Source organism: Paraburkholderia sp. Ac-20336, from assembly GCF_017105025.1.
Taxonomy (GTDB): Bacteria; Pseudomonadota; Gammaproteobacteria; order Burkholderiales; family Burkholderiaceae; genus Paraburkholderia.
This window is the reverse complement of record NZ_JAAGPS010000139.1, coordinates 1-19429: the sequence shown is the minus strand read 5'-3', so window position 1 is coordinate 19429 and position 19429 is coordinate 1. Positions and strand designations below refer to the sequence as shown.

Genomic DNA, 19429 nt, shown 5'->3' with positions numbered 1-19429 from the left:
TCCAGGCTTCGGCTTGCGCGAGCGGATCGGCCGAGCACGACACCTGCACCGCGGGCTGCTCGGCGGCGAATCGCGCGGCCTCGGCGTGGCTGGCGACGAACACCCGCGCGGCGCCGTCGCGTTCGATGCAGGCGATGGCCTCGCCTTCCATCGGCGTAAGGTCGAGCGCGTAACGCAGATAGTCGCTGTGCCACGCGTCGCCCGGCACCACCAGCAGATCGAGCCCGGCGTCGGCCATCGCGCGCCGCAGACGGCCCGAACGCTCCTGATGAAGTTGCGCGCTCATGGTGTCGCCTCCTCTTCGTCGAGCCGCACGCCGTAGTCGCGCAACGCCCCCGCCACGCTCACATAGCCCTTTTGCAGATCGTCCTCGATACGCTCGCGCGCACGCTCGCGTGCCTCGCCGTAACCGCCGCCGCCCGCGGTCCAGAACGTGATCGTGTCGCCGGCGGCCAGCGCGATATTGCTTTCCTTCGTCACCGAGCGTTCCGCGCCGTCGTGGCGCCGGATCATGGCCGCGTTGCTCGCGCCCGGATTGCCGCCCTTCGCGCCCCACGGCGGTTCGATGATGCGTTCGAGGTTGACGTTGACGGTGCTCTTTTGCAGCGCCTTGTAGCGCAGCACGACACCCAGACCGCCGCGATGCTCGCCCGCGCCGCCGCTGTCCTCGCGCAGCTGGTGGCATTCGACGAGGAACGGATAGCGGATTTCCTGCAGCTCCACCGGCGTGTTGCGCACGTCGCCCTGGCAGATCGACACCGAGGCCGATGCGCCGTCTTCCTTCGCGCGCCCGCCCCAGCCGCCGCCGAAAATATTCATCAGCACGTAGCGCTCGCCGTTTTCCTCGCGCTGCCCGTAGAAGGAGCAGCCGCCCATGTCGCCCTTGTGAGCGGCCGGCACGAAGTCGGGCAGCGCTTGCGAGAGCGCGCGCAGCAGCGTGTCGATCACGGTCGGCAAGGCGATGCTCCACAGGCCGAGCGCCGCGGGCGGGCGCGCGTTGAGCATGGTGCCTTCCGGCGAAATCAGCGTGAGCGCGCGGAAGCAGCCCTCGTTGACGGGCGCGTGCGGCATCGTGATGCATTTGAACGCGACGCGCGCCGCCGACAGGCCGCCCGAGTAGCCGGAGTTGAGCGGCCCCGGCACCTGCTCGTTCATGCCGGAATAGTCGATGGTGAGATTCGAGCCGTCCACGATCACGGTGACCTTCACGCGCAGCGGCACGTCGAGCCGGCGCCCGTCGCTGTCGAGCCGCGATTCGGCGGTATAGACGCCGTCGGGAATGCTCGCCACCACCGCGCGCGCCTCGGCTTCCGCCTGGTCCCACGAGGCCTCGATGCAGTCGCTCACGGTCTGCACCGTGTAGCGCCCATAGAGTTCGGCAAGCCGGCGGCCGCCGAGCTGGCAGGCCGCGATCTGCGCGCGCAGATCGCCGAGCGACGCCTCGGGAAAGCGGATGTTGTCGGAAATCATCTGCCACACGCCTTCGTTGCGGCGGCCGGCCTCGTAGATCTTGATCGAGCGCATCTGGATGCCCTCGTGGAAAATCTCGTAGGTCTGCACGTTGCCGAAGCCCGTGCGCAGGCCACCCACGTCGGCCCAGTGCGCGCGGTTGGCCGCGAACGCCACCACCTTGCCTTCGAAGAAGCACGGCGTGTACACGACGACGTTGTTCAGATGCTGGCCGCACACGCCGGCGTGATTCATGATGATCACGTCGCCGGGTGCGAAGCCGTCCAGGCCGAAACGGTCGATACCGTCCTTGACGGCGATCCCGAGGTCCGCGAGAAAGATCGGCAGGCCGCCTTCGTTCTGGCAGATCATCCGGCCTTCGGTATCGATGAGCCCGCAGCAGAAGTCGCGCACCTCGTAAATCATCATGTTGTACGCGGACTTGCACAGCGCGAGCGCCATTTCCTCGGCGTAGGCGATCAGGGAATTGCCGACCACTTCCAGCGTGATCGGGTCCACGGCGGGACGACGCGCCGCGGCAACCGCTTGAGAGGTTTGCTGGGTCTTCATGGCTGATTTCCTTCGGGCAGTTTGATGGACACGACCATGTGTCCGTGTTCGGTGATGCGGGCGACGTCGCCGGGGAAGATGACGGTGGTCGAATGCGGCTCCTCGATCACGGCCGGTCCTTCCACCGTGAAGCCGGGCGCGAGCGCCGGGCGCCACAGAATGCGCGCCGTGAGCGGACGCTCGGGATCGTCGAAGATCACCTCGCGCACCTGCTCTTCGCGCGCGGCTTCGGCTTCGAACGGCGCGCTGATGAAACTGCCGATGGCGTCGCCGCGCGACACGGTCGCGGTGAGCCGCAGATTGACGACCTCGATGATCTCGCCCGCCGCCGAATGCCCGTAGCGCTGATCGTGCAGTTCGTCGAAGCGCTCGCGCATCGCGGTGTTCGTATGCGACAGCGCATCGGGCCCGGCGAGCGGAACCGTGATGCTGTGCTCCTGGCCGCGATAGCGCAGGTCCACGGCAAAATCGAACCGCGCCTTGTCCTCGTCGAGCTCGTCTTCGGCAAGCTGACGCTTCGCCGCCGCCGTCAGTTCGTCGAAGGCCGCGAGCACGGCCTGCTGATCGAGCTGGCCGAGCACGCCCACGAGCGTGCGCACGAGGTCCTGGCGCCACGGCGCGAGCAGCATGCCCATCGCCGAGAAGTTGCCCGGCAGCTTCGGGATCACGAGCGTCGGAATATAGATTTCCTTGCACAGCGCGGCTGCGTGCACCGGCCCCGCACCGCCGAAGGCGATCATCGCCGTATCGCGCGGGTCGACGCCCTTGCGCACCGACACGGCGCGCACCGCGAGCGCCATCGCCGAGTCCGCGATGCGCACCACGCCCATCGCTGCCTCGTTCACGGAGAGATCGAGCCCTTCGCCGACGTATTTCGCCAGTGCGCCCTTCGCGCCTTCGACATCGAGCGCCATGCCGCCGCCGAGGAAGCGGCCCGGGTTGAGACGCCCGAGCACGACGTTGGCGTCGGTGATCGTGGGCTCGACGCCGCCGCGGCTGTAGCACACCGGGCCCGGCGCCGCGCCCGCGCTCTGCGGCCCGACGTGCAGACCGCCCGCCTTGTCGCGCCACGCGATGCTGCCGCCGCCCGTGCCCACCTCGACGATCGACACGACGGGCAACTGCATCGGCTGGCCGGTCGCATAACCGCCGATGTAGTAGCCGTCCTCGATCGCCGGAATGCCTTCGGTGATGAGCGTGGCCTTCGCGGTCGTGCCGCCCATGTCGAAGCCGATCGCCTGACGAATGCCGAGCAGCTTCGCGACGTGCCCCGCGCCGATCATGCCCGCCACCGGGCCCGACTCCATCATCGACACCGGCTCCACGGCCGCATGCGAGAGCGACATGCTGCCGCCGTTCGAGCGCATGATCTGAATTCCGCCGCGAAAACCGCGCTCGTCCAGATGCGACTTCAGCGTCTGCAGATAGCGCCGCACGCGCGGGCCGACATAGGCGTTGAGCGCCGTGGTCGAGGTGCGTTCGTACTCGCGGAACTCGCGCAGGATTTCATGCGAGAGCGTCACGAACAGGTCCGGGTAAGCCTCGCGCAGAATGCGGCCGGCCGCCAGTTCGTGCTGCGGGTTCGCATAGGCGTGCAAGAAGCAGATCGCCACCGACTCGATGCCTTGCGCGACCAGTTCGGCACCCAGCCCGCGCACGGCATCTTCGTCGAGGCGCGTCAGCACTTCGCCCTTCGCGTTCAGACGCTCGCGCACTTCGAAGCGCAGGTCGCGCGGAATCAGCGGCTGCGGACGCTGGAAATGAATGTCGAACGCGTCGGGCCGGTTGCCGCGGCCGATCTCGTAGACGTCACGGAAACCTTCGGTCGTAATCAGCGCGGTTGCCGCGCCCTTGCGTTCGAGCACCGTATTGATCGCCATGGTCGAGCCGTGCAGGAACTCGTCGAGCTCGGCCAGCTGCGTGCCGGCCAGCTCCAGCGCCGTCGCCACACCCTGCGTGGGATTGGCCGGCGTGGTCAGGGTCTTGGCCAGCAGAAGCTCCCCCGCCCGATACCCCACGAGGTCCGTGAATGTCCCGCCTATGTCCACACCAACTTGATTCATTGCATATTCCACATAGTCAGATTTGATCAGTAGTGCGATGCGCTCACGCATCGGCACCGCTCATGCAGCAGAACAGGAATGGCCAACGGTGTAGTTGTCTCCTTTTCCTTTTTGTCGTTCTGTGACCCAACCTTAAGTGACCCCGGGGCACGCAGGCAATCCGCCATCAGGCTATGGATCCATAGTAAGATAGCTATGGGTTATTCGCGGAGCGGAGAGGAACAGATGTTGCCGGTTACATTGCGTGGGCTGCAGGTCTTCGTCGCCGTTGTCGACTCGGGTGGTTTCGGCGCGGCAGCCTTAGCGCTCGACATCGCGCAGCCTTCCGTCAGCGTTCATATCCGCGAGCTGGAAGCCAAGATCGGCGGCGCCCTGTTCGAACGCCGCCCGGGCGTGAGCCCGCAACTCACGGCCGCCGGCCGGGCCTTCTACACCTACGCGCTCGAAACGCTCGAGCGCACGACGGCGATCTCCGCCAATCTCAAGAAAAGCAAACGTAAGCTGCGCTTCGCGGCACAGCGCTTCGTCGCCGATTCCGTGCTGTCGAAATCGCTGGGCGAATTTTCCACCGAGTTTCCGCAAATCGAATTAGTCGCGCTGGCCGGCACGTTCGAGGAAGTGCATTCGCTGTGCTCACGCGGCCAGGTCGACCTCGGGTTTCTGCTCAGCAACGGCGAGGTTCCGGGACTGCCCGCCGAGCCGCTGAGCCGCTACAGGCTCGCGTTTATCGCCGCGCCGGACCATCCGCTCGCGAACGAGACCGACATCAGCATCGACACGCTGGCGCAGTACCCGTTCATCGTGGCCTACGACACTTCGTACTTCGGCCGCACGATCGCCGACATGCTGCGCGCCGCGGGTCTCGCCGAGCCGATCGTGGCCTCGCAGGCGCAGGAAATGAGCATGGTGCGCAATATGGTGATCGCGGGAATCGACATCTCGTGTTCGCTGCGGCGCTCGGTGCAAAAGGACATTGCCGCCGGCAGCATCGTGGAACTCGACGTGGACGTCCCGCCGATGCACCTCACGCTGCACTATCTGCGCAACGCGAAATCCGACATGCCGGAGATCGACCGGCTCGTCGAGATCGTGCGGGACGCAGAGAGAATGCGCGTTTGATGCAGCGTGGGCTGTGTCTCGCGCGCGGGTAATCACAGATAAGCGTGCAGGTAAGCGCCGATGAGTGCAGATAAGCGCGAACAAGCCCGGGACATTCGCGGCGCGAGGCCGCGGGCCTAGAAGCCGCGCAGCGAAGGCGTGGTCCGCGCGACGTTGCGCGAGTCCGCATGCACGACGAATGCGGCGGCGGCCGCGCCGAGCATCGGCAGCGCGCCGATCGCGAAGAAGCTCGCGGCGCTCGATCCCATCGTCAACGCGAAGCCGCCCAGCGTGGGCCCGATCACCGCGCCGAAACGACCCACGCCGATCGCCCAGCCAAGACCCGTCACGCGCATCCCGGTCGGATAGCAGGTCGCCACCAGGGCATCCGAAGCGCCGACTCCACCTATCACGCAGAATCCCACCACGAATATCAGCGCGGTGAGCAACGCGACATGCGTGCCGGCGAGCCCGAGACTCACGATGCCCGCGAACGCGATCACGAAGGTGACGACCAGCACGAGGAACGGCGCGTAACGGTCGACAAATCGGCCCAGCAGCAGATTGCCGAACGCGCCGCCGACCTGATAGCCGATCGTCACCGCCGCCGCGGTTTCGATGGACAGTCCGGAATCGTGCAGCATGATCGGCACCCAGCTCGACAGCAGATTGAGATCGAGCAGAACCATGAACGTAATGGCCCATAGCAGCAGCGTCATGCGCGTGCGGCCTTCCGTGAACAGCTCGCGCACCACGAAGCCCGCCGCCTTTTTCTCCGTCACGACATAGGCGGCCCGGCCTTCGGGATCGGCCTCGGGCGCAATGCGGCGCACGCAGCGTGCGAGACGCCGCGGATGTTTCCCCGTCGCCGCCAGAAAGCGCAAGGACTCGGGCAACAGCAGCGCTAGCACCACGGCGAGCACGAGCGGGATCACGCCGCCGATCAGGAACACGACCTGCCAGCCGTGCCGCACGATGAGATGCGCGACGGCCCAGCCACCCAGCGCCGCGCCGATCGAGAAACCGCAGAACATGATCATCGTGGCCGTCACGCGCACGCGCGACGGCATGTACTCGCTCGTCAACGCGAGCGCATTGGGCATGCCGCCGCCCAGCCCGAAGCCGATCAGGAAACGCAGCACGGCCAGTTCGCCGACGGACGTGACCCGCATGGTGGCGAGCGAAAGCAGACCGAAGGCCACGCAACTGAACACCATCACGGGCCGCCGGCCGAACCGGTCCGCGAGCGGGCCGACGACCATCGAGCCGAGCATCAGGCCGATCTGGCCCGCCGCGAAGGCGGGTGTCATCGCGGCCCGATCGATGCCCCATGCCTTGATCAGCGCCGGCGCGACATAGCCGATCGCCATCGTGTCGAAACCGTCCACGAGCAACGCGGCCGCGCACAGCACCGCGACGAAAATCTGGAAACCGCCCAGCTTGCGCTGGTCGATCAGCGCTTCGAGATCGATAGAGTGGCGTTCGGGCATGGCGGTGCTCAGGCGGCGTCCGGCAAGCCGAACAGGCGTCGTGCGTTGCCGTGGAAAATCTTCTGCTGGTCCTCTTTCGACACGCCGACTTCCTCGAACAGCCGCACCGCGGTAGCCGGGTCCCAGCAGGGATAGTCGCTGCCGTACATCACATGCTCCGCGCCGTAAAACTCGATCGCGAAACGGATGCCCAGCTCATGCGGCGACACCGTATCGGTATACATGCGCTTGATGTAGGTGCTCGGCGGAGACGGCAGCTTCGCGGCTTTCGCGTTCTTGTCCATGCGTCCCGCCTGATACGGCAGCGCGCCGCCCGTATGCGACATGATCACCTTCAGGTCCGGATGACGCTCCATGATCCCCGAAAGCACGAGCCGGCAGGCCGACACGCTGACGTCGATGACGCGCCCGAGACTCAGATACAGCGCGCCGTCGTAGCCGTCGAGAATGTCCGGGAAAATCGAGTCGGTCGGATGCAGGAAGAGCGGCACGCCGAGCTTCGCGACATGCGCGTAGAACGGTTCGAGCCGGGCGGCGTCGATGCGGTCGAGCGAGCCGACGCTGCCGGGCAAATTGACGCCCACGAGCCCGAGCTTGCCGATGGCATGATCCACTACTTCGAGCGCCACGTCGGTATCGCGCAGCGGCACGGCGGCGGTGGCCCACAATCGGCCCGGATAGCGGCGCTGCGCGCCGGCCATTTCCTCGTTCCACATCATGGCCGCCTCGCGGCCCTCGTCCACCGGCAGATCGGAGAAATGCAGCGAGAACGGACCGATCGAGGCAATTACGTCGACCTCGTAGCCGAGCGTGTCCATATGCGCCATTTGCCGGTCGAGATCGAACCACTCCGCGCCGAGATTGAAGCGCGCCACGCTGCCTTCCTGCCGCCAATAGGTATAGCCGCCTTTGCCGTTGCTCTGCGCACGCGGAAAACCTTCACGCTTGCACAACGCCTCGAAGATCGAGCGCGGCCACCAGTGAAAATGAGAGTCGAGAATACGCATGTTCCATGCTCCGTCTGGTCACGCCCACCATGGCCGTGACGTCGTGTAACTGTCCGCGATCCGTTTCAGAACCGCTTGCTGATACCGCACCCGACACCGAACTGGTTGCCCTGTCCGTTCGTGATCGCCGTACCGGTAAACCGGGTGTTGTCGATTTCCGCATACAGCAGCGTCTCTTTCGACAGCGAATAGGTGATGCCCGCCATCAGAAGCGTTTTCGAGCCCTTCTTGCCGCGCGCATCGTAATCGGTGCGATAGATCGCATCGGTCAGGGCGAATGCCGGGGTGAACGTATAGACCGTGCCGAGCCAGAGATCGCGCGAAAGACTGTCGCCGGCGAGGCCGTCCTGCCGATCGCCAATATAGCCTCCGGTGACGCGGAACGCGCCGATACGATAGTCCGCGCCCGCCGACAACTGATTGCGATTGAGCCCGGGACCGCCGAAATCGTTCCACTCGGTGTAGGCCGCACCGAAGCGCACGCCGCCAATGCGATAGGTGGCGCCGGCCGCCAGCGCCGTCCCGGTCTTGATGCTGCCGGCCACGCCGCCCGGCACGTATTCGGCGCGCGCGATCAGGTTGCCGAATTCGCCGGTGTACTGAATGTCGTTGTCGAAGCGATCCGACGAAGTGCCGACGATATCCTTCGACAACGGCGTGATACTCAGGTAGTGAAACGTGAACGGGTCGAACGCGGACACCGTGCGCGCGCTGACCGAGAATTGCCGCCCGAGGTTTACGCCGCCCCAGGGGCCGCTCAGGCCGACCGTCGCTTCACGTGTGAACAATGCGCCGGGCGTGCCGAGCGCACCCGTGCCGCTGTCGAATGCCGACTCCAGTTTGAAGTGAGCCTTGAGTCCGCCGCCAAGATCTTCCTCGCCGGTAACGCCAAAGCGATTCGACTCGTACAAGCCCTTGCCGCCGGTGAGAAATTGTCCATCTCCGGCGCTATCCGCATGCGTGAGGTAGCGCAGACTGCCGTCGATGGAACCGTAAAGCGTGACCGCCGATTGGGCACAGGCCACGCCAGGCGCGATTGCTAACATCGTTAGCGTCGCGACATGGGTCGAGAGGCGCACTTCGTTGTCTCCATTCGTTGTATGTAATCTCCATACCCGTTGCATGGCACAGCGCCGCTGTCGGAGCCTTGCCTTGTCACCGGTACGGAGTCCTGCGATGACAACGCCTGGTGTCGTCTGTCGCGAGGCACTCGTGGCGTTGCTGTGAAGGTTGCTGTGAAGCTTGCTTTGAAGCAATGTAACGACCGGAGAGCGGTCAAACAATTGCCGGGTGGGCTATGACTTCATAGCACCGAGGCTATGACTGAGGCCGTGCGACGATGGCGGCCACGATGGAGGTCATCATGCGTCGAGCGATCTGCACGTTCCTCTGGCTCGCGAGCATGCTCGGCACCAGCACGGCCGCATCGGCCCAATCCATACGCGTCGAATCCGGCACCTACGGCGCAAATTGCGGTGCCCGCGAGAACAACATCACGCGCGATCTCGCTTGGCGCTGCAATACCCTCGACACGTGCCGATACCCCATCGCCCCACCGGCGTCCTATCGAGCCCGGCGTCTTTGCCAAGCCGACCTGAGCGCCGCATGGTCCTGCGGATCGGGAGAGCGTCACGATGCGATCGTCCGCTCCGCTGCAAATCATGGCGGAACTCTGGTGCTGACCTGCGTGCCATCCACGGGAGCGGGCAAGTAACCGCGCACCGGCTCTTCATAAGAAAAGGGCTTTAACCGGGCTGCTTCGACACGGCCTGTTTGTTATCGCCCTAAAAGCCTAAAGGTTTGGATAACCCTACCGTTAACAAGGACAAAAGATCGGTAGCGCGCGTCGTGTTGCGTGCCGAATAAAACATTCCAGAGGGCTTTGTATTCATGCGAAATAATCAACCGGTCACGCAGCACGAATTCGAGTTTCCCGACAACGCGACGCTGATGTCGACCACGGACACGCAGAGCTACATCACCTACGCAAACGCGGCCTTTGTCGAAGTCAGCGGCTTCAGTCCCGAGGAAATCCACGGTCAGCCGCACAACATGGTGCGGCATCCGGACATGCCCAAAGAAGCCTTCGCCGATATGTGGGCCATGCTCAAAAGCGGCGAACCCTGGACCGCTTTGGTAAAGAACCGGCGCAAGAACGGCGACCATTACTGGGTCCGCGCCAACGCGACACCCGTCGTGAGAGACGGCCGGCCGGCGGGTTATATGTCCGTGCGGACCAAGGCCTCGCGCGAAGAGATTGCAGCCGCCGAAGCGCTCTATAAGGATTTCCGCGAAGGCAAGGCCGGCAAGCGGCACTTTCACAAGGGCTTGATCGTGCGCACCGGTCTGATGGGCTGGACTTCGATCCTGCAAACGATGCCCGTGCGCTGGCGCATCCGCTCGACCCTGCTGGCGCTCGTGCCGCTGCTTATCGCCGGAGTCTGGGCGCTCGGCCTGAGCGGCGCCGCGCTCGGTTCCTTTGCCGGAATCGCCGCGCTCGCCTCGGCGTTGGCCTCGTGGTGCCTGGAAGCGCAGATTTCGCGGCCGCTCGAACAGATGCGCAAGCAGGCGTTGCGCGTGGCCTCGGGCGAAAGCCAATCGGTCGTGCATATGAACCGCGTCGACGAAATCGGCATGACGCTGCGCACGATCGGCCAGCTCGGCCTGATGTTTCGCTGGCTGATCGACGACGTCAGCGGGCAGGTTCTCAATGTTCAGACCGCGAGCAACGAAATCGCGCAGGGCAACCATGATTTGAGCGCGCGCACCGAGCAGGCCGCCACGAACGTGCAGGAAACGGCAACCTCGATGACGCAGATGACCGCCACGGTAAAGAGCAATGCCGAAACGGCCACCCAGGCCAACCAGCTTTCGGGCTCGGCAAGCGAGGCGGCGGCGAGAGGCGGACAGGCGGTGTCGGAAGTCGTGACCACGATGAACGAGATCACCGACAGCTCGAAGAGAATCGCCGACATCATCGGCGTCATCGACGGCATCGCGTTTCAGACCAACATCCTGGCGCTCAATGCAGCGGTCGAGGCGGCGCGTGCCGGCGAGCAGGGACGCGGGTTTGCGGTGGTCGCGGCCGAGGTCCGCGCGCTCGCGCAGCGCAGTGCGAGCGCGGCCAAGGAGATCAAAAACCTGATTAGCGCGAGCGTCGAGAAAGTCGAGTCCGGCTCCCGGCTGGTCGACGACGCCGGCAAGACCATGGACGAGATCGTCGTCCAGGTGAAACGGGTCTCGGACCTGATTGCCGAGATCAGCTCCGCAACCCTCGAACAGAGCAGCGGCATTACGCAGGTGAGTCAGGCGGTCGGCGACCTCGACCACATCACCCAGCAGAACGCCGCGCTGGTCGAGCAAAGCGCGGCGGCATCGGAAAGCCTGAAGCAGCAGACGACGCGCCTTGCCGAAGCGGTCAGCGTTTTTCGCTGACGGTGCCGGACGAGGCGTGCGGGTGATTTCTCAGGACTGTGCATGAGCTGGGATGCTGGGTGCTATTCTCCGGGTGCTATTCTCCAATAGCCACCCACTCCCTTCTCTATCGCGGCAAGATGAAAGCCTCTGCCCTTCCCGACTTTTATCAAATCACACCTGAACCGATTGACCCGCCGCATTTCGACACGTTTCTTCGGCAACTGGCCGCTACGCTCGAAGCGGGAATCCAGCTCGTTCAACTCCGGGCCAAACATCTGGAGAAGCACGATCACCTGAATCTCGCGCGACGCACACGCGATCTGTGCCGTCAGCATGGAGCCATGCTGATGCTCAATGGTCCTATCGAAATGGCGGTGGAGATCGGCTGCGATGGCGTGCATCTGAACAGCCATGCACTCATGTCGCTGAAAGAGCGTCCGGCGCATGATGCCATGCTCGTTTCGGCCGCTTGCCATAGTGCCGGGCAGCTTGCGCAGGCGAACAAGATAGGCGCGGATTTCGTCACGCTTTCGCCGGTTCTTCCGACACGCACGCACCCCGACGCCACGCCGCTCGGCTGGCAACATTTCGGCCAACTCGTTGCCGGTTCACGCGTCCCCGTGTTCGCGCTGGGCGGGATGACCCCAGCCCTGCTGGACGAAGCGAGAAAAGCGGGGGCCTGGGGAATCGCCGCCATTTCGGCGAGCTGGCGCGGTGATGCCTGATGTTCCTGGGGCGTTGAGGGCTGCGCTATTGCGTTTGCACCGGATCGGCGCGCAGTAGTCCCGACAAATGCCCGCTACGGCCATCCCTCTATAGCGCGATCGATCATCGCCGCACGCGCCTCGACGCCCCAACCACTCATCGTCGCGCAGATAACCGAGCCAGATCGCCACCGGCTATAGCGACACCCGCGCGCCACCATCGAACGGCATCACGAGCGCGGCCAGCGACAACCCGTTCCACCTGGCGCAGTATTACGTCCTGTCCAGGCGTACCGGCCTGTATGCTCTGGAAGCGTATCAGCACGCGGACGGCAAGACCATCATCAACGCGACGGCGGATGTCGGCGACGCCCAGAACGGCTCGCCGGCGTCGTCGCGTAGCATGGTCGCCATCGGCGTCGGCATCGTTCACCGCTTCCAATGACCTGAGCAGACCCGGCTGCGCGCCGCCGCAGCCCATCCATAAACAGAGACGGAGACAACAACATGGAACCCACCCCCGCGTCCGAGCAGGCTCCGCGCCGCGTGCGCCGCGCCCAGACCGTGGCGCTGACGCTGCTGATGGTGAGCGGCGTCGTGAACTATCTCGATCGCGGCACGCTCGCGGTCGCCAATTCGCTGATCCGCAACGACCTGGGTCTCTCGCTCGGCGAAATGGGTGTGCTGCTCTCGGCATTCGCCTGGAGCTATGCGCTCTTCCAATTGCCGATCGGCGGTCTCGTCGATCGCATCGGCCCGCGCAAGCTGCTGGGCCTCGGCCTGATCGTCTGGTCGGCGGCTCAGATCGCGGGCGGTCTCGTGTCCACGTTCGGCTGGTTCGTCGTCGCGCGCATCGTGCTCGGCATCGGCGAGTCGCCTCAGTATCCGTCGGCGGCGCGCGTCGTCAGCAACTGGTTTCCGCTGCGCGCACGCGGCAAGCCGACCGGCATCTACAACTCGGCGTCGCCGCTCGGCTCGGCGCTCGCACCGCTCTGCCTGTCGCCGCTCGTCGTGGCCTTTCACTGGCGCTCGGCGTTCATTCTCACGGGCGTGCTCGGGCTCGTGGTCGCGGTGATCTGGCTCGCGAGTTATCGCGACCCGGACCCGGCGACGCTGACGCCGGAAGAAACGCGCTACCTGAAGGGCGATGCCGTCGCGACGAAACCCGCCGAGATGCTGAGCTTCGCGGACTGGCGCGCGCTGTTCTCGAACATGACGACGTGGGGCATGCTGATCGGCTTTTTCGGCTCGGCGTATCTGAACTGGGTCTATCTGACCTGGCTGCCCGGCTATCTGACGATCGAGCGTCACATGACCATGACGCGCACCGGCATCGCGGCATCCGTGCCGTTCTTCTGCGGCTTTTTCGGCGCGATCATCGCGGGATGGTTCTCCGACCTCATCACGCGCAACAGCGCCTCGCCCGTGACGAGCCGGCGCAACGCGGTCGTCATCACGATGCTCGGCATGGTGGCGTTCACCGTGCCGGCCGCGCTCGTCGAAAGCAACACGCTCGCCATTGTCTGCATCTCGGTCGTGATCTTTTTCGCCAACGCGGCGTCCGCCTGTTCATGGTCGCTCGCGACCGCCGCCGCGCCCGCGAACCGGGTCGGCTCGCTCGGCGCGATCCAGAACTTCGGCGCGTTTCTCGGCAGTGCGCTGGCGCCTATTTTCACGGGCTATATCGCCCAAGCGTGGTCGTTCGTGCCGGCGCTGCTGACCGGCGCCGCGATCGCCTTCGTCGGCGCGATGAGCTACCTGTTCCTCGTGCGCAAACCGATCGAAAATGAAACGGCTTCGGGCGGCGCGGCACGCGCGCCCGCCTGACGAGCGGCCCGTTCAACCCGCTCCGGCAATTCGTTCAACCCTACTCGCGAGGACAACCCCGACATGTCCCTCTCTACTTCTTCGGCACGCCCGTCGCAATCGATCGAAGGTATCGTGCCCGTCATGCTGACGCCCTTCGACGACACCGGCGCCATCGACTACCCCGGGCTCGAACGGCTGATCGAGTGGTATCTCGCCCACGGCTCAGACGCGCTCTTCGCCGTGGCGCAATCGAGCGAGATGCAGTTCCTGAGTCTCGCGGAGCGCGCCGCGCTCGGCCGCTTCGTCGTCGAGCGGGTGGCGGGCCGCGTGCCGGTGGTGGTCTCGGGCCACATCAGCGACGATTCCGACGCGCAGGCCGAGGAACTCAATGCCGCCGCGGCCACCGGCGCCGACGGCATCGTGCTGGTGACGAATCACCTCGATCCGCGCCGCGAAGGCACGGAAGCGTTCTCGGCCAATCTGCGCCGGCTGATGAGCCGCCTGCCTTCCGACATTCCGCTCGGACTATACGAATGTCCGGCGCCCTACCGGCGCCTGCTCTCCGACGACGAACTCAGGCTGTGCATCGACACCGGCCGCTTCGTGATGCTAAAGGACGTGAGCTGCGATCTCGACACGGTGAAGCGCCGCGTCGCCCTGGCAAAGGGATCGCCGATGAAGATCCTGAATGCGAATGCCGCGATTGCCTGGGATGCGATGAAAGCCGGATCGGCGGGATTCAACGGTGTGTTCGCGAACTTTCACCCGGACCTCTACAACTGGCTGCGCAACCGCGCCGACGAGAACCCCGCGCTCGCCCGCGAGCTCTCGGTCTTTCTCGCGCTCGCGGCGGTATCCGAGGCACTCGGCCATCCCGCGCTCTCCAAGATGTACCACCAGCGCATCGGTACGTTCCAGTCGATTCGCTGCCGCGTGATCGACTACGACGTGCGCGAGCGCTTCTGGGGGCTCGACGCGGTGCTCGACAAGATCGTCGAAGGAACCGAGCATTTCCGTTCGCGCATTGCAGCCGGAAGCTGACAGGAGGCGAAAGCATGCGTTGAAGAATGAGCCGCGCCATACGCCAGAAACTGGCGTATGGATAAAACCGCTGACGCTCAGTTCGATTGCCCGATCTTGATCATCGGAATCGAGTTGCCGAGCATGGTCGACGGATAGTGGCCGTCCCACTTTTCGATGCGCATTTTTTCGAGCAGCGACGGGTTGTCCACGAGCGACTTGCCGAGAATGTCGTTGGCCTTCGCCGTGTTCTCCGCGACCTGTAGCGCCGCTTCGCTTTCCACCACGCGCTTCTGGGCTTCCCATCGGGTCTGGGCGATTTCGTTCTCGACGCGCTGCGCGTTCTGCTGCGCCGTGATCTTGGCTTCGATCGCGTCGTTGAACTGCTTGCTGAACTGGAAATCGACGATGTTCACTGCACTGACATTCACGCCGATGTTCTGAAAACGGTTCAGCAAGGCCTCGCGCATCTCCTGGCTGACCTGGTCTCGCTTCTGGATCAGATCGGTCGCATCGTAGCGTGCCGTGACGGCTTTCGCGATGTCGTGCACGGCCGGGTCCATCACCGTGGTCCACGGATCGCTGCTATAGGTCACGAAGATCGAAGTAGCCGATGCCGGCAAGATGTTGAAGTTGATCGAAACCTTCATGTCGACCTGCTGCAGGTCTTTCGACGAACCCGCGACATCCGATGTCGCCTTGTTGACGCCGACATAGACGTTATTCATGCTCTGCGCGATCGGAATACGGAAGTGAATGCCGGGCGAGTACATGCTGCTCGACGGAGAACCGAACGTGGTCTTCACGCCGACATAGCCGGCGGGCACCGTGGCGGAAAATGAGGAGGCGGCGACAAGAACGACCAGAACACCCACGCCGATAATAATGCCGCGCATCAATCCCGGCTTTGCGGGGTTTTCGTTTTTCGGCGTGGCGCCGCTCGACTTGAAAATGTTCATGTCATTCTCCAGGTTTAAAAAAATAAGAGACGCTGAGTTCTCGCGGCTGGACTGATGCCACTCGCCGGTTTCTTTCCGGTCATCCCTGCTTCGTCGCGGATACGGACTCGGGCCGCACTGACTGCCGGCCGCCCCGAAACCCGCTTTGCTTACGCATCCTGCCCGCGCGTTTTGCATGTCCGTTTTACCTGCGCATCCGCGTCCCGCGACATCGATCAAGGTAGGTCGTGCAGCGCTACCGCATGGAATGTAGGCGACATAGTAGGCATGCCCGCACTGTTCGTCCAGACTGCGCCGCACCGGCAGGTCATACGCGAAGCCCCGCTCTCGGGCGGCGATCTGTCATGAGCGTCATGCTCGCCCGGCCTCTCGCGGCGACCGGTTCTGAAAATCGAAAAAAAACGCGCCGGCAGCAATATTTTTTTATAAATCGAATGGTCCATTCCGCCGGCTCGTTCGCCTTGGTTATCAGAAGAGTGCCAGCGTAAAGATCATGCAACCGGATACGTATCGTGCAATGGGCTTCGTCCCGTTTGCACGGTCGTATCTCGCGCATTTTCTCCGCAAGGCAGAGGCCGTATACTGGAATCCGAACCGTTAGCCGGGAGGAAGAGAGAAGCTCTTTTCCATCGGCGCTGACATCATGGCGGCGGGCCGCACGGCGCCGCGCCCGGCACTCACTCCCACTCGTCGAGCCCGTCACATCATGAGAAGAACCAAGCCGCGCGCCCCCCTGCGAGTCAGCGCCGCCCCCACCCTCATGGCCGTCGTCGCGCCGGTGCTGCCGCTCGCCGGCTGCGCATCGCATGGCGCACCGTCCTATGCGCTATTCGGCGCCTATTTCCCGCTCTGGCTCGTGAGCGCGATCGCCGGCGTCGTCGGCGCGATCGTCGCGCATCGCGTATTCGTCGCGACGGGCTGGGCCGCCATCGTGCCGTACCAGCTCGCCGTCTGCACGGCCATCGGGCTCGTGGTGGCCGTCATCGCCTGGCTCGCCGGCACGGGGCCGTTCGCATGAAGACCGCCGGACTCCCCCGCCACGCCCTGAAAGGCCGCGTGATCGCGCTGGCGATCGTCGCGCTCGGCATCGCCGCGCTCGCCTATGCGTACTACCGCGCGACGGCCTACCCCTCCACCGACGACGCCTCGATCGACGCAGACGTCGTACACGTCGCCTCGCCTGTCGGCGGCCGCATCGTGCAGCTCGCGGTACACGAGAACCAGCGTGTCGCCAGGGGCGACCTGCTGTATGAAATCGATCCGGTGCCGTACCAGTTGACGGTCGCACAGGCGCAAGCCGACCTCGAACTCGCGCGCGCCTCGCTCGACACGCGGCGCCGCGCGCTGATCGGCGAGCACTCGAACGCGGCGGTCGCCGTCGAACAGGTCAAGCGCGCGGAGCAGAATTACGATCTCGCGGCACGCGACGTGCAGCGGCTCGCCCCGCTCGCCGCACAGGGCTACGTCAGCGCGCAGCAGTTCGACCAGGTGAAGACCCGACAACACGACGCGGCCGTGTCGCTCGCGCAGGCGCAGGAGCAACAGCACGCCTCCGCGCAGACGATCGGCACCGACGCCGACGCGATCGCCACGCTGCATGCGCGCGAAGCCGCGCTCGCCCGCGCGCGGCACGCGCTCGACGATACCGTCGTGCGCGCGCCGCATGACGGGCTCGTGACAGGCCTGACGGTGCTGGCCGGCGAAACCGTCGCACCGAGCCAGGCGATCTTCACGCTGATCGACACGAGCGAATGGTTCGCGGTCGGCAATTTCCGCGAGACCGCGCTCGGGCAGATCGAGGTCGGCGACTGCGCCACCGTCTATTCGATGATCGACCGCAAGCGCCCGCTGACCGGCAAGGTCGTCGGCATCGGCGCGGGCGTCGCGGACAGCGATCGCATCAATCTGCCGCGCACGCTGCCGATCGTGCAGCGCTCGGTGAACTGGGTCCACGTCGCGCAGCGCTTCCCGGTGCGCGTGAAGCTCGACGAACCCGACGGCAAGCTCGTGCGCGTCGGCGCCAGCGCCATCGTCGAGGTCCGGCATGGCTCGGCCTGCCGCTGACGTCCGCGCGCCGGGTCCGCGCGAAATCCTGCGGCTGCTCGCGCCGTTTCCGGGGCGCGCGGCAATCGCCGTGCGCGTCGCACTGATCTGCGCGCTGACCCTGCTCGTGACGAGCGGCTACAGCACGCCGAACGCCGCGAACTCCGTGTACATCGTGTTCTTCCTGAACCGGACCGACCGCGTGACGAGCGCCCTGCTCGCGGCCGCGATGCTGGTGCTGGTCACGTTCGTGATCGCGCTCGTGCTCGGCGTGGCGATCTTCAGCATCGACTATCCGGTGCTGCGCGTCGCCTGCATGGCGGTGCTGTCGGTCGGCCTGCTCTACCTGACGTCGGCGAGCAAGCTGCGGCCGGTCGGCGCGACCGTCGCGATGATCACGGGCTTCGGGCTCGACGAACTCGGCCTCGCGCCGCTCGGCGAAGCCGCGACGCGCGGCCTGCTGTATGCCTGGCTGATGGTGGCGATCCCGGTCGGCATCACGCTCGTCGTCAGCCTGCTGATCGCGCCGTCGCCGCGCCGGCTCGCGCTCGCACAACTCGCGCGGCGGCTGCGGCTCGCGGCACAGCGGCTGCGCAACGGCGATCACGCAAACGGCGAGGCGCGCGCCGGACTCGACGCATGCCTGCGCGAAGGCGACGGACAACTGCTCACATGGCTCAAGCTGTCGAAGCTCGAAGGCACCTCGTCCGCCGCCGATGTCGCCGCGCTGCGGCAGGCCGTCGCGTCGAGCACGGCGCTGCTCGTCGCGCTTGCGCTCGCCGACCGCGAACCGGATGCGCGGCTGCCCGACGCATTCGCGGCGCCGCTCGCGGCCACGCTCGACGAGATGGCCGGCATTCTCGAACAGGGCGGCTATCCGGTCGACGTGACGCTCGCGCTACCGCCCATCGAAACGCTGCCGCCGCTCGCGCGCATCGCCGCGATGGATTTGCACACGGCGATCGTGCATTTCGCGCAGCCATGCGTAACGAGCGGCGCATCGGGCGATGCGGCAACGGCCACTCCTGCCGCCACCACAACCACCGCAGCCACGCCCTCGACCGGCCCCGAACCCAAACCCGCCGCGCCACGCGGCGGCTTCTTCCTGCCCGACGCCCGCAGCAATCCCGACCATATCCGCTACGCGCTGAAAACGACGGCCGCGGCGATGTTCTGCTACCTGCTGTACTCGCAACTCGACTGGCAGGGCATTCATACCTGCGTCATCACCTGCTACATGGTGTCGCTCGGCTCGACCGCCGAAACGGTCGAAAAGCTCACGCTGCGGATCGCCGGCTGTATCGTCGGCGCGCTGATCGGCACGGCGATGATCGTGTTCGTCGTGCCGTCGCTCTCGTCGATCGGGCATCTGATGGCGCTGGTGTTCGTCGGCGCGGCGCTGTCCGCATGGGTCGCGTTCGGCTCGCCGCGCATCGCCTACGCAGGCTTCCAGGTGGCGTTCGCGTTCTTCCTGTGCGTGATCCAGGGCGCCGGTCCCGGTTTCGACCTGACGCTCGCGCGCGACCGCACGATCGGCATCCTGCTCGGCAATCTCGTCGTCTATCTCGTGTTCACGCGCATCTGGCCCGTCAGCATCGGCAAGCAGATCGACGTCGCGCTTGCGGCTCTGCTCGACCAGTGGCGAGGTCTCGCGCGAATCGCGCAACCGGCCGAGCGACGCGTGCAAGCCGCCGATGCGTTGGCGCGCCGCGGCGCGATCGCGCAGCAGCTCGGCCTGATCCACTACGAACCGTCGTGGGTGCGGCCGGCCGCGACGTGGCTCGCCGCGCGGCGGCGCGC

Annotated in this window: 16 protein-coding genes and 1 pseudogene; 10 read left to right on the top strand and 7 right to left on the bottom strand. The window is 65.3% G+C overall.

Going from position 1 to position 19429, the window contains the following annotated elements; translation table 11 throughout:
* The 3 genes from GXB81_RS26325 to GXB81_RS26315 all read right to left on the bottom strand — a co-directional run.
* Positions 1-286, bottom strand: a 286-nt coding sequence (locus GXB81_RS26325; protein WP_205990741.1) for a hypothetical protein, incomplete at its 3' end; no start/stop codon positions are given.
* On the bottom strand, positions 283-2019 hold the full coding sequence (locus GXB81_RS26320; protein WP_167284191.1) for a hydantoinase B/oxoprolinase family protein: 1737 nt from the start codon (positions 2017-2019) through the stop codon (positions 283-285). The genes GXB81_RS26320 and GXB81_RS26325, both read right to left, overlap by 4 nt.
* Positions 2016-4082: a hydantoinase/oxoprolinase family protein gene (locus GXB81_RS26315; protein WP_205990740.1), complete on the bottom strand. Its 2067-nt coding sequence runs from the start codon at positions 4080-4082 to the stop codon at positions 2016-2018. Before GXB81_RS26315 ends, GXB81_RS26320 begins: the two co-directional genes overlap by 4 nt.
* A gap of 78 nt (positions 4083-4160) precedes the next feature.
* On the opposite strand from GXB81_RS26315, the gene GXB81_RS26310 reads away from it, so the two are divergent.
* Positions 4161-5201 (top strand): LysR family transcriptional regulator, encoded by a 1041-nt coding sequence (locus tag GXB81_RS26310; RefSeq protein WP_205990739.1) that lies wholly within the window; start codon positions 4161-4163, stop codon positions 5199-5201.
* A 116-nt stretch (positions 5202-5317) separates the two neighbouring features.
* On the opposite strand, the gene GXB81_RS26305 is transcribed toward GXB81_RS26310, so the two are convergent.
* From GXB81_RS26305 to GXB81_RS26295, 3 genes are all read right to left on the bottom strand, one after another.
* Positions 5318-6670 carry an MFS transporter gene (locus GXB81_RS26305; protein WP_167048946.1) on the bottom strand — a complete coding sequence of 451 codons (1353 nt, stop codon included), beginning with the start codon at positions 6668-6670 and terminating at the stop codon, positions 5318-5320.
* An 8-nt stretch (positions 6671-6678) separates the two neighbouring features.
* Positions 6679-7677 (bottom strand): amidohydrolase family protein, encoded by a 999-nt coding sequence (locus GXB81_RS26300; protein ID WP_167048948.1) that lies wholly within the window; start codon positions 7675-7677, stop codon positions 6679-6681.
* Between the two features lie 65 nt (positions 7678-7742).
* Positions 7743-8723 carry a porin gene (locus GXB81_RS26295; RefSeq protein ID WP_167284189.1) on the bottom strand — a complete coding sequence of 327 codons (981 nt, stop codon included), beginning with the start codon at positions 8721-8723 and terminating at the stop codon, positions 7743-7745.
* A gap of 317 nt (positions 8724-9040) precedes the next feature.
* Between GXB81_RS26295 and GXB81_RS26290 the strand changes: the two genes are divergently transcribed.
* The 6 genes and pseudogenes from GXB81_RS26290 to GXB81_RS26270 all read left to right on the top strand — a co-directional run bounded on the left by GXB81_RS26290 (position 9041) and on the right by GXB81_RS26270 (position 14648).
* Complete coding sequence (locus GXB81_RS26290; protein WP_205990738.1) at positions 9041-9391, top strand: hypothetical protein; 351 nt, start codon at positions 9041-9043, stop codon at positions 9389-9391.
* 176 nt (positions 9392-9567) lie between these two features.
* Positions 9568-11112 carry a PAS domain-containing methyl-accepting chemotaxis protein gene (locus GXB81_RS26285; RefSeq protein ID WP_205990737.1) on the top strand — a complete coding sequence of 515 codons (1545 nt, stop codon included), beginning with the start codon at positions 9568-9570 and terminating at the stop codon, positions 11110-11112.
* A gap of 119 nt (positions 11113-11231) precedes the next feature.
* Positions 11232-11819 (top strand): thiamine phosphate synthase, encoded by a 588-nt coding sequence (locus GXB81_RS26280; RefSeq protein WP_205990736.1) that lies wholly within the window; start codon positions 11232-11234, stop codon positions 11817-11819.
* A 166-nt stretch (positions 11820-11985) separates the two neighbouring features.
* Positions 11986-12243: pseudogene (locus GXB81_RS31620) on the top strand (porin); the annotation flags it as partial.
* 62 nt (positions 12244-12305) lie between these two features.
* Positions 12306-13625 (top strand): MFS transporter, encoded by a 1320-nt coding sequence (locus GXB81_RS26275; RefSeq protein WP_205990735.1) that lies wholly within the window; start codon positions 12306-12308, stop codon positions 13623-13625.
* A 63-nt stretch (positions 13626-13688) separates the two neighbouring features.
* Positions 13689-14648: a dihydrodipicolinate synthase family protein gene (locus GXB81_RS26270; RefSeq protein ID WP_205990734.1), complete on the top strand. Its 960-nt coding sequence runs from the start codon at positions 13689-13691 to the stop codon at positions 14646-14648.
* A gap of 77 nt (positions 14649-14725) precedes the next feature.
* On the opposite strand, the gene GXB81_RS26265 is transcribed toward GXB81_RS26270, so the two are convergent.
* A complete protein-coding gene (locus GXB81_RS26265; RefSeq protein WP_167048990.1) occupies positions 14726-15586 on the bottom strand; it encodes a prohibitin family protein in 861 nt (286 codons plus the stop codon).
* A 706-nt stretch (positions 15587-16292) separates the two neighbouring features.
* Here GXB81_RS26265 and GXB81_RS26260 point away from each other — a divergent pair.
* The 3 genes from GXB81_RS26260 to GXB81_RS26250 all read left to right on the top strand — a co-directional run.
* Positions 16293-16604, top strand: coding sequence for a hypothetical protein (locus tag GXB81_RS26260; RefSeq protein ID WP_167048992.1), 312 nt, complete (start codon positions 16293-16295; stop codon positions 16602-16604).
* Positions 16601-17650, top strand: coding sequence for a multidrug transporter subunit MdtN (gene mdtN, locus GXB81_RS26255; protein ID WP_205990733.1), 1050 nt, complete (start codon positions 16601-16603; stop codon positions 17648-17650). The genes GXB81_RS26260 and mdtN overlap by 4 nt, the downstream gene beginning before the upstream one ends.
* On the top strand, positions 17631-19429 hold a 1799-nt coding region (locus GXB81_RS26250), incomplete at its 3' end, for an FUSC family protein (protein WP_205990732.1). The genes mdtN and GXB81_RS26250, both read left to right, overlap by 20 nt.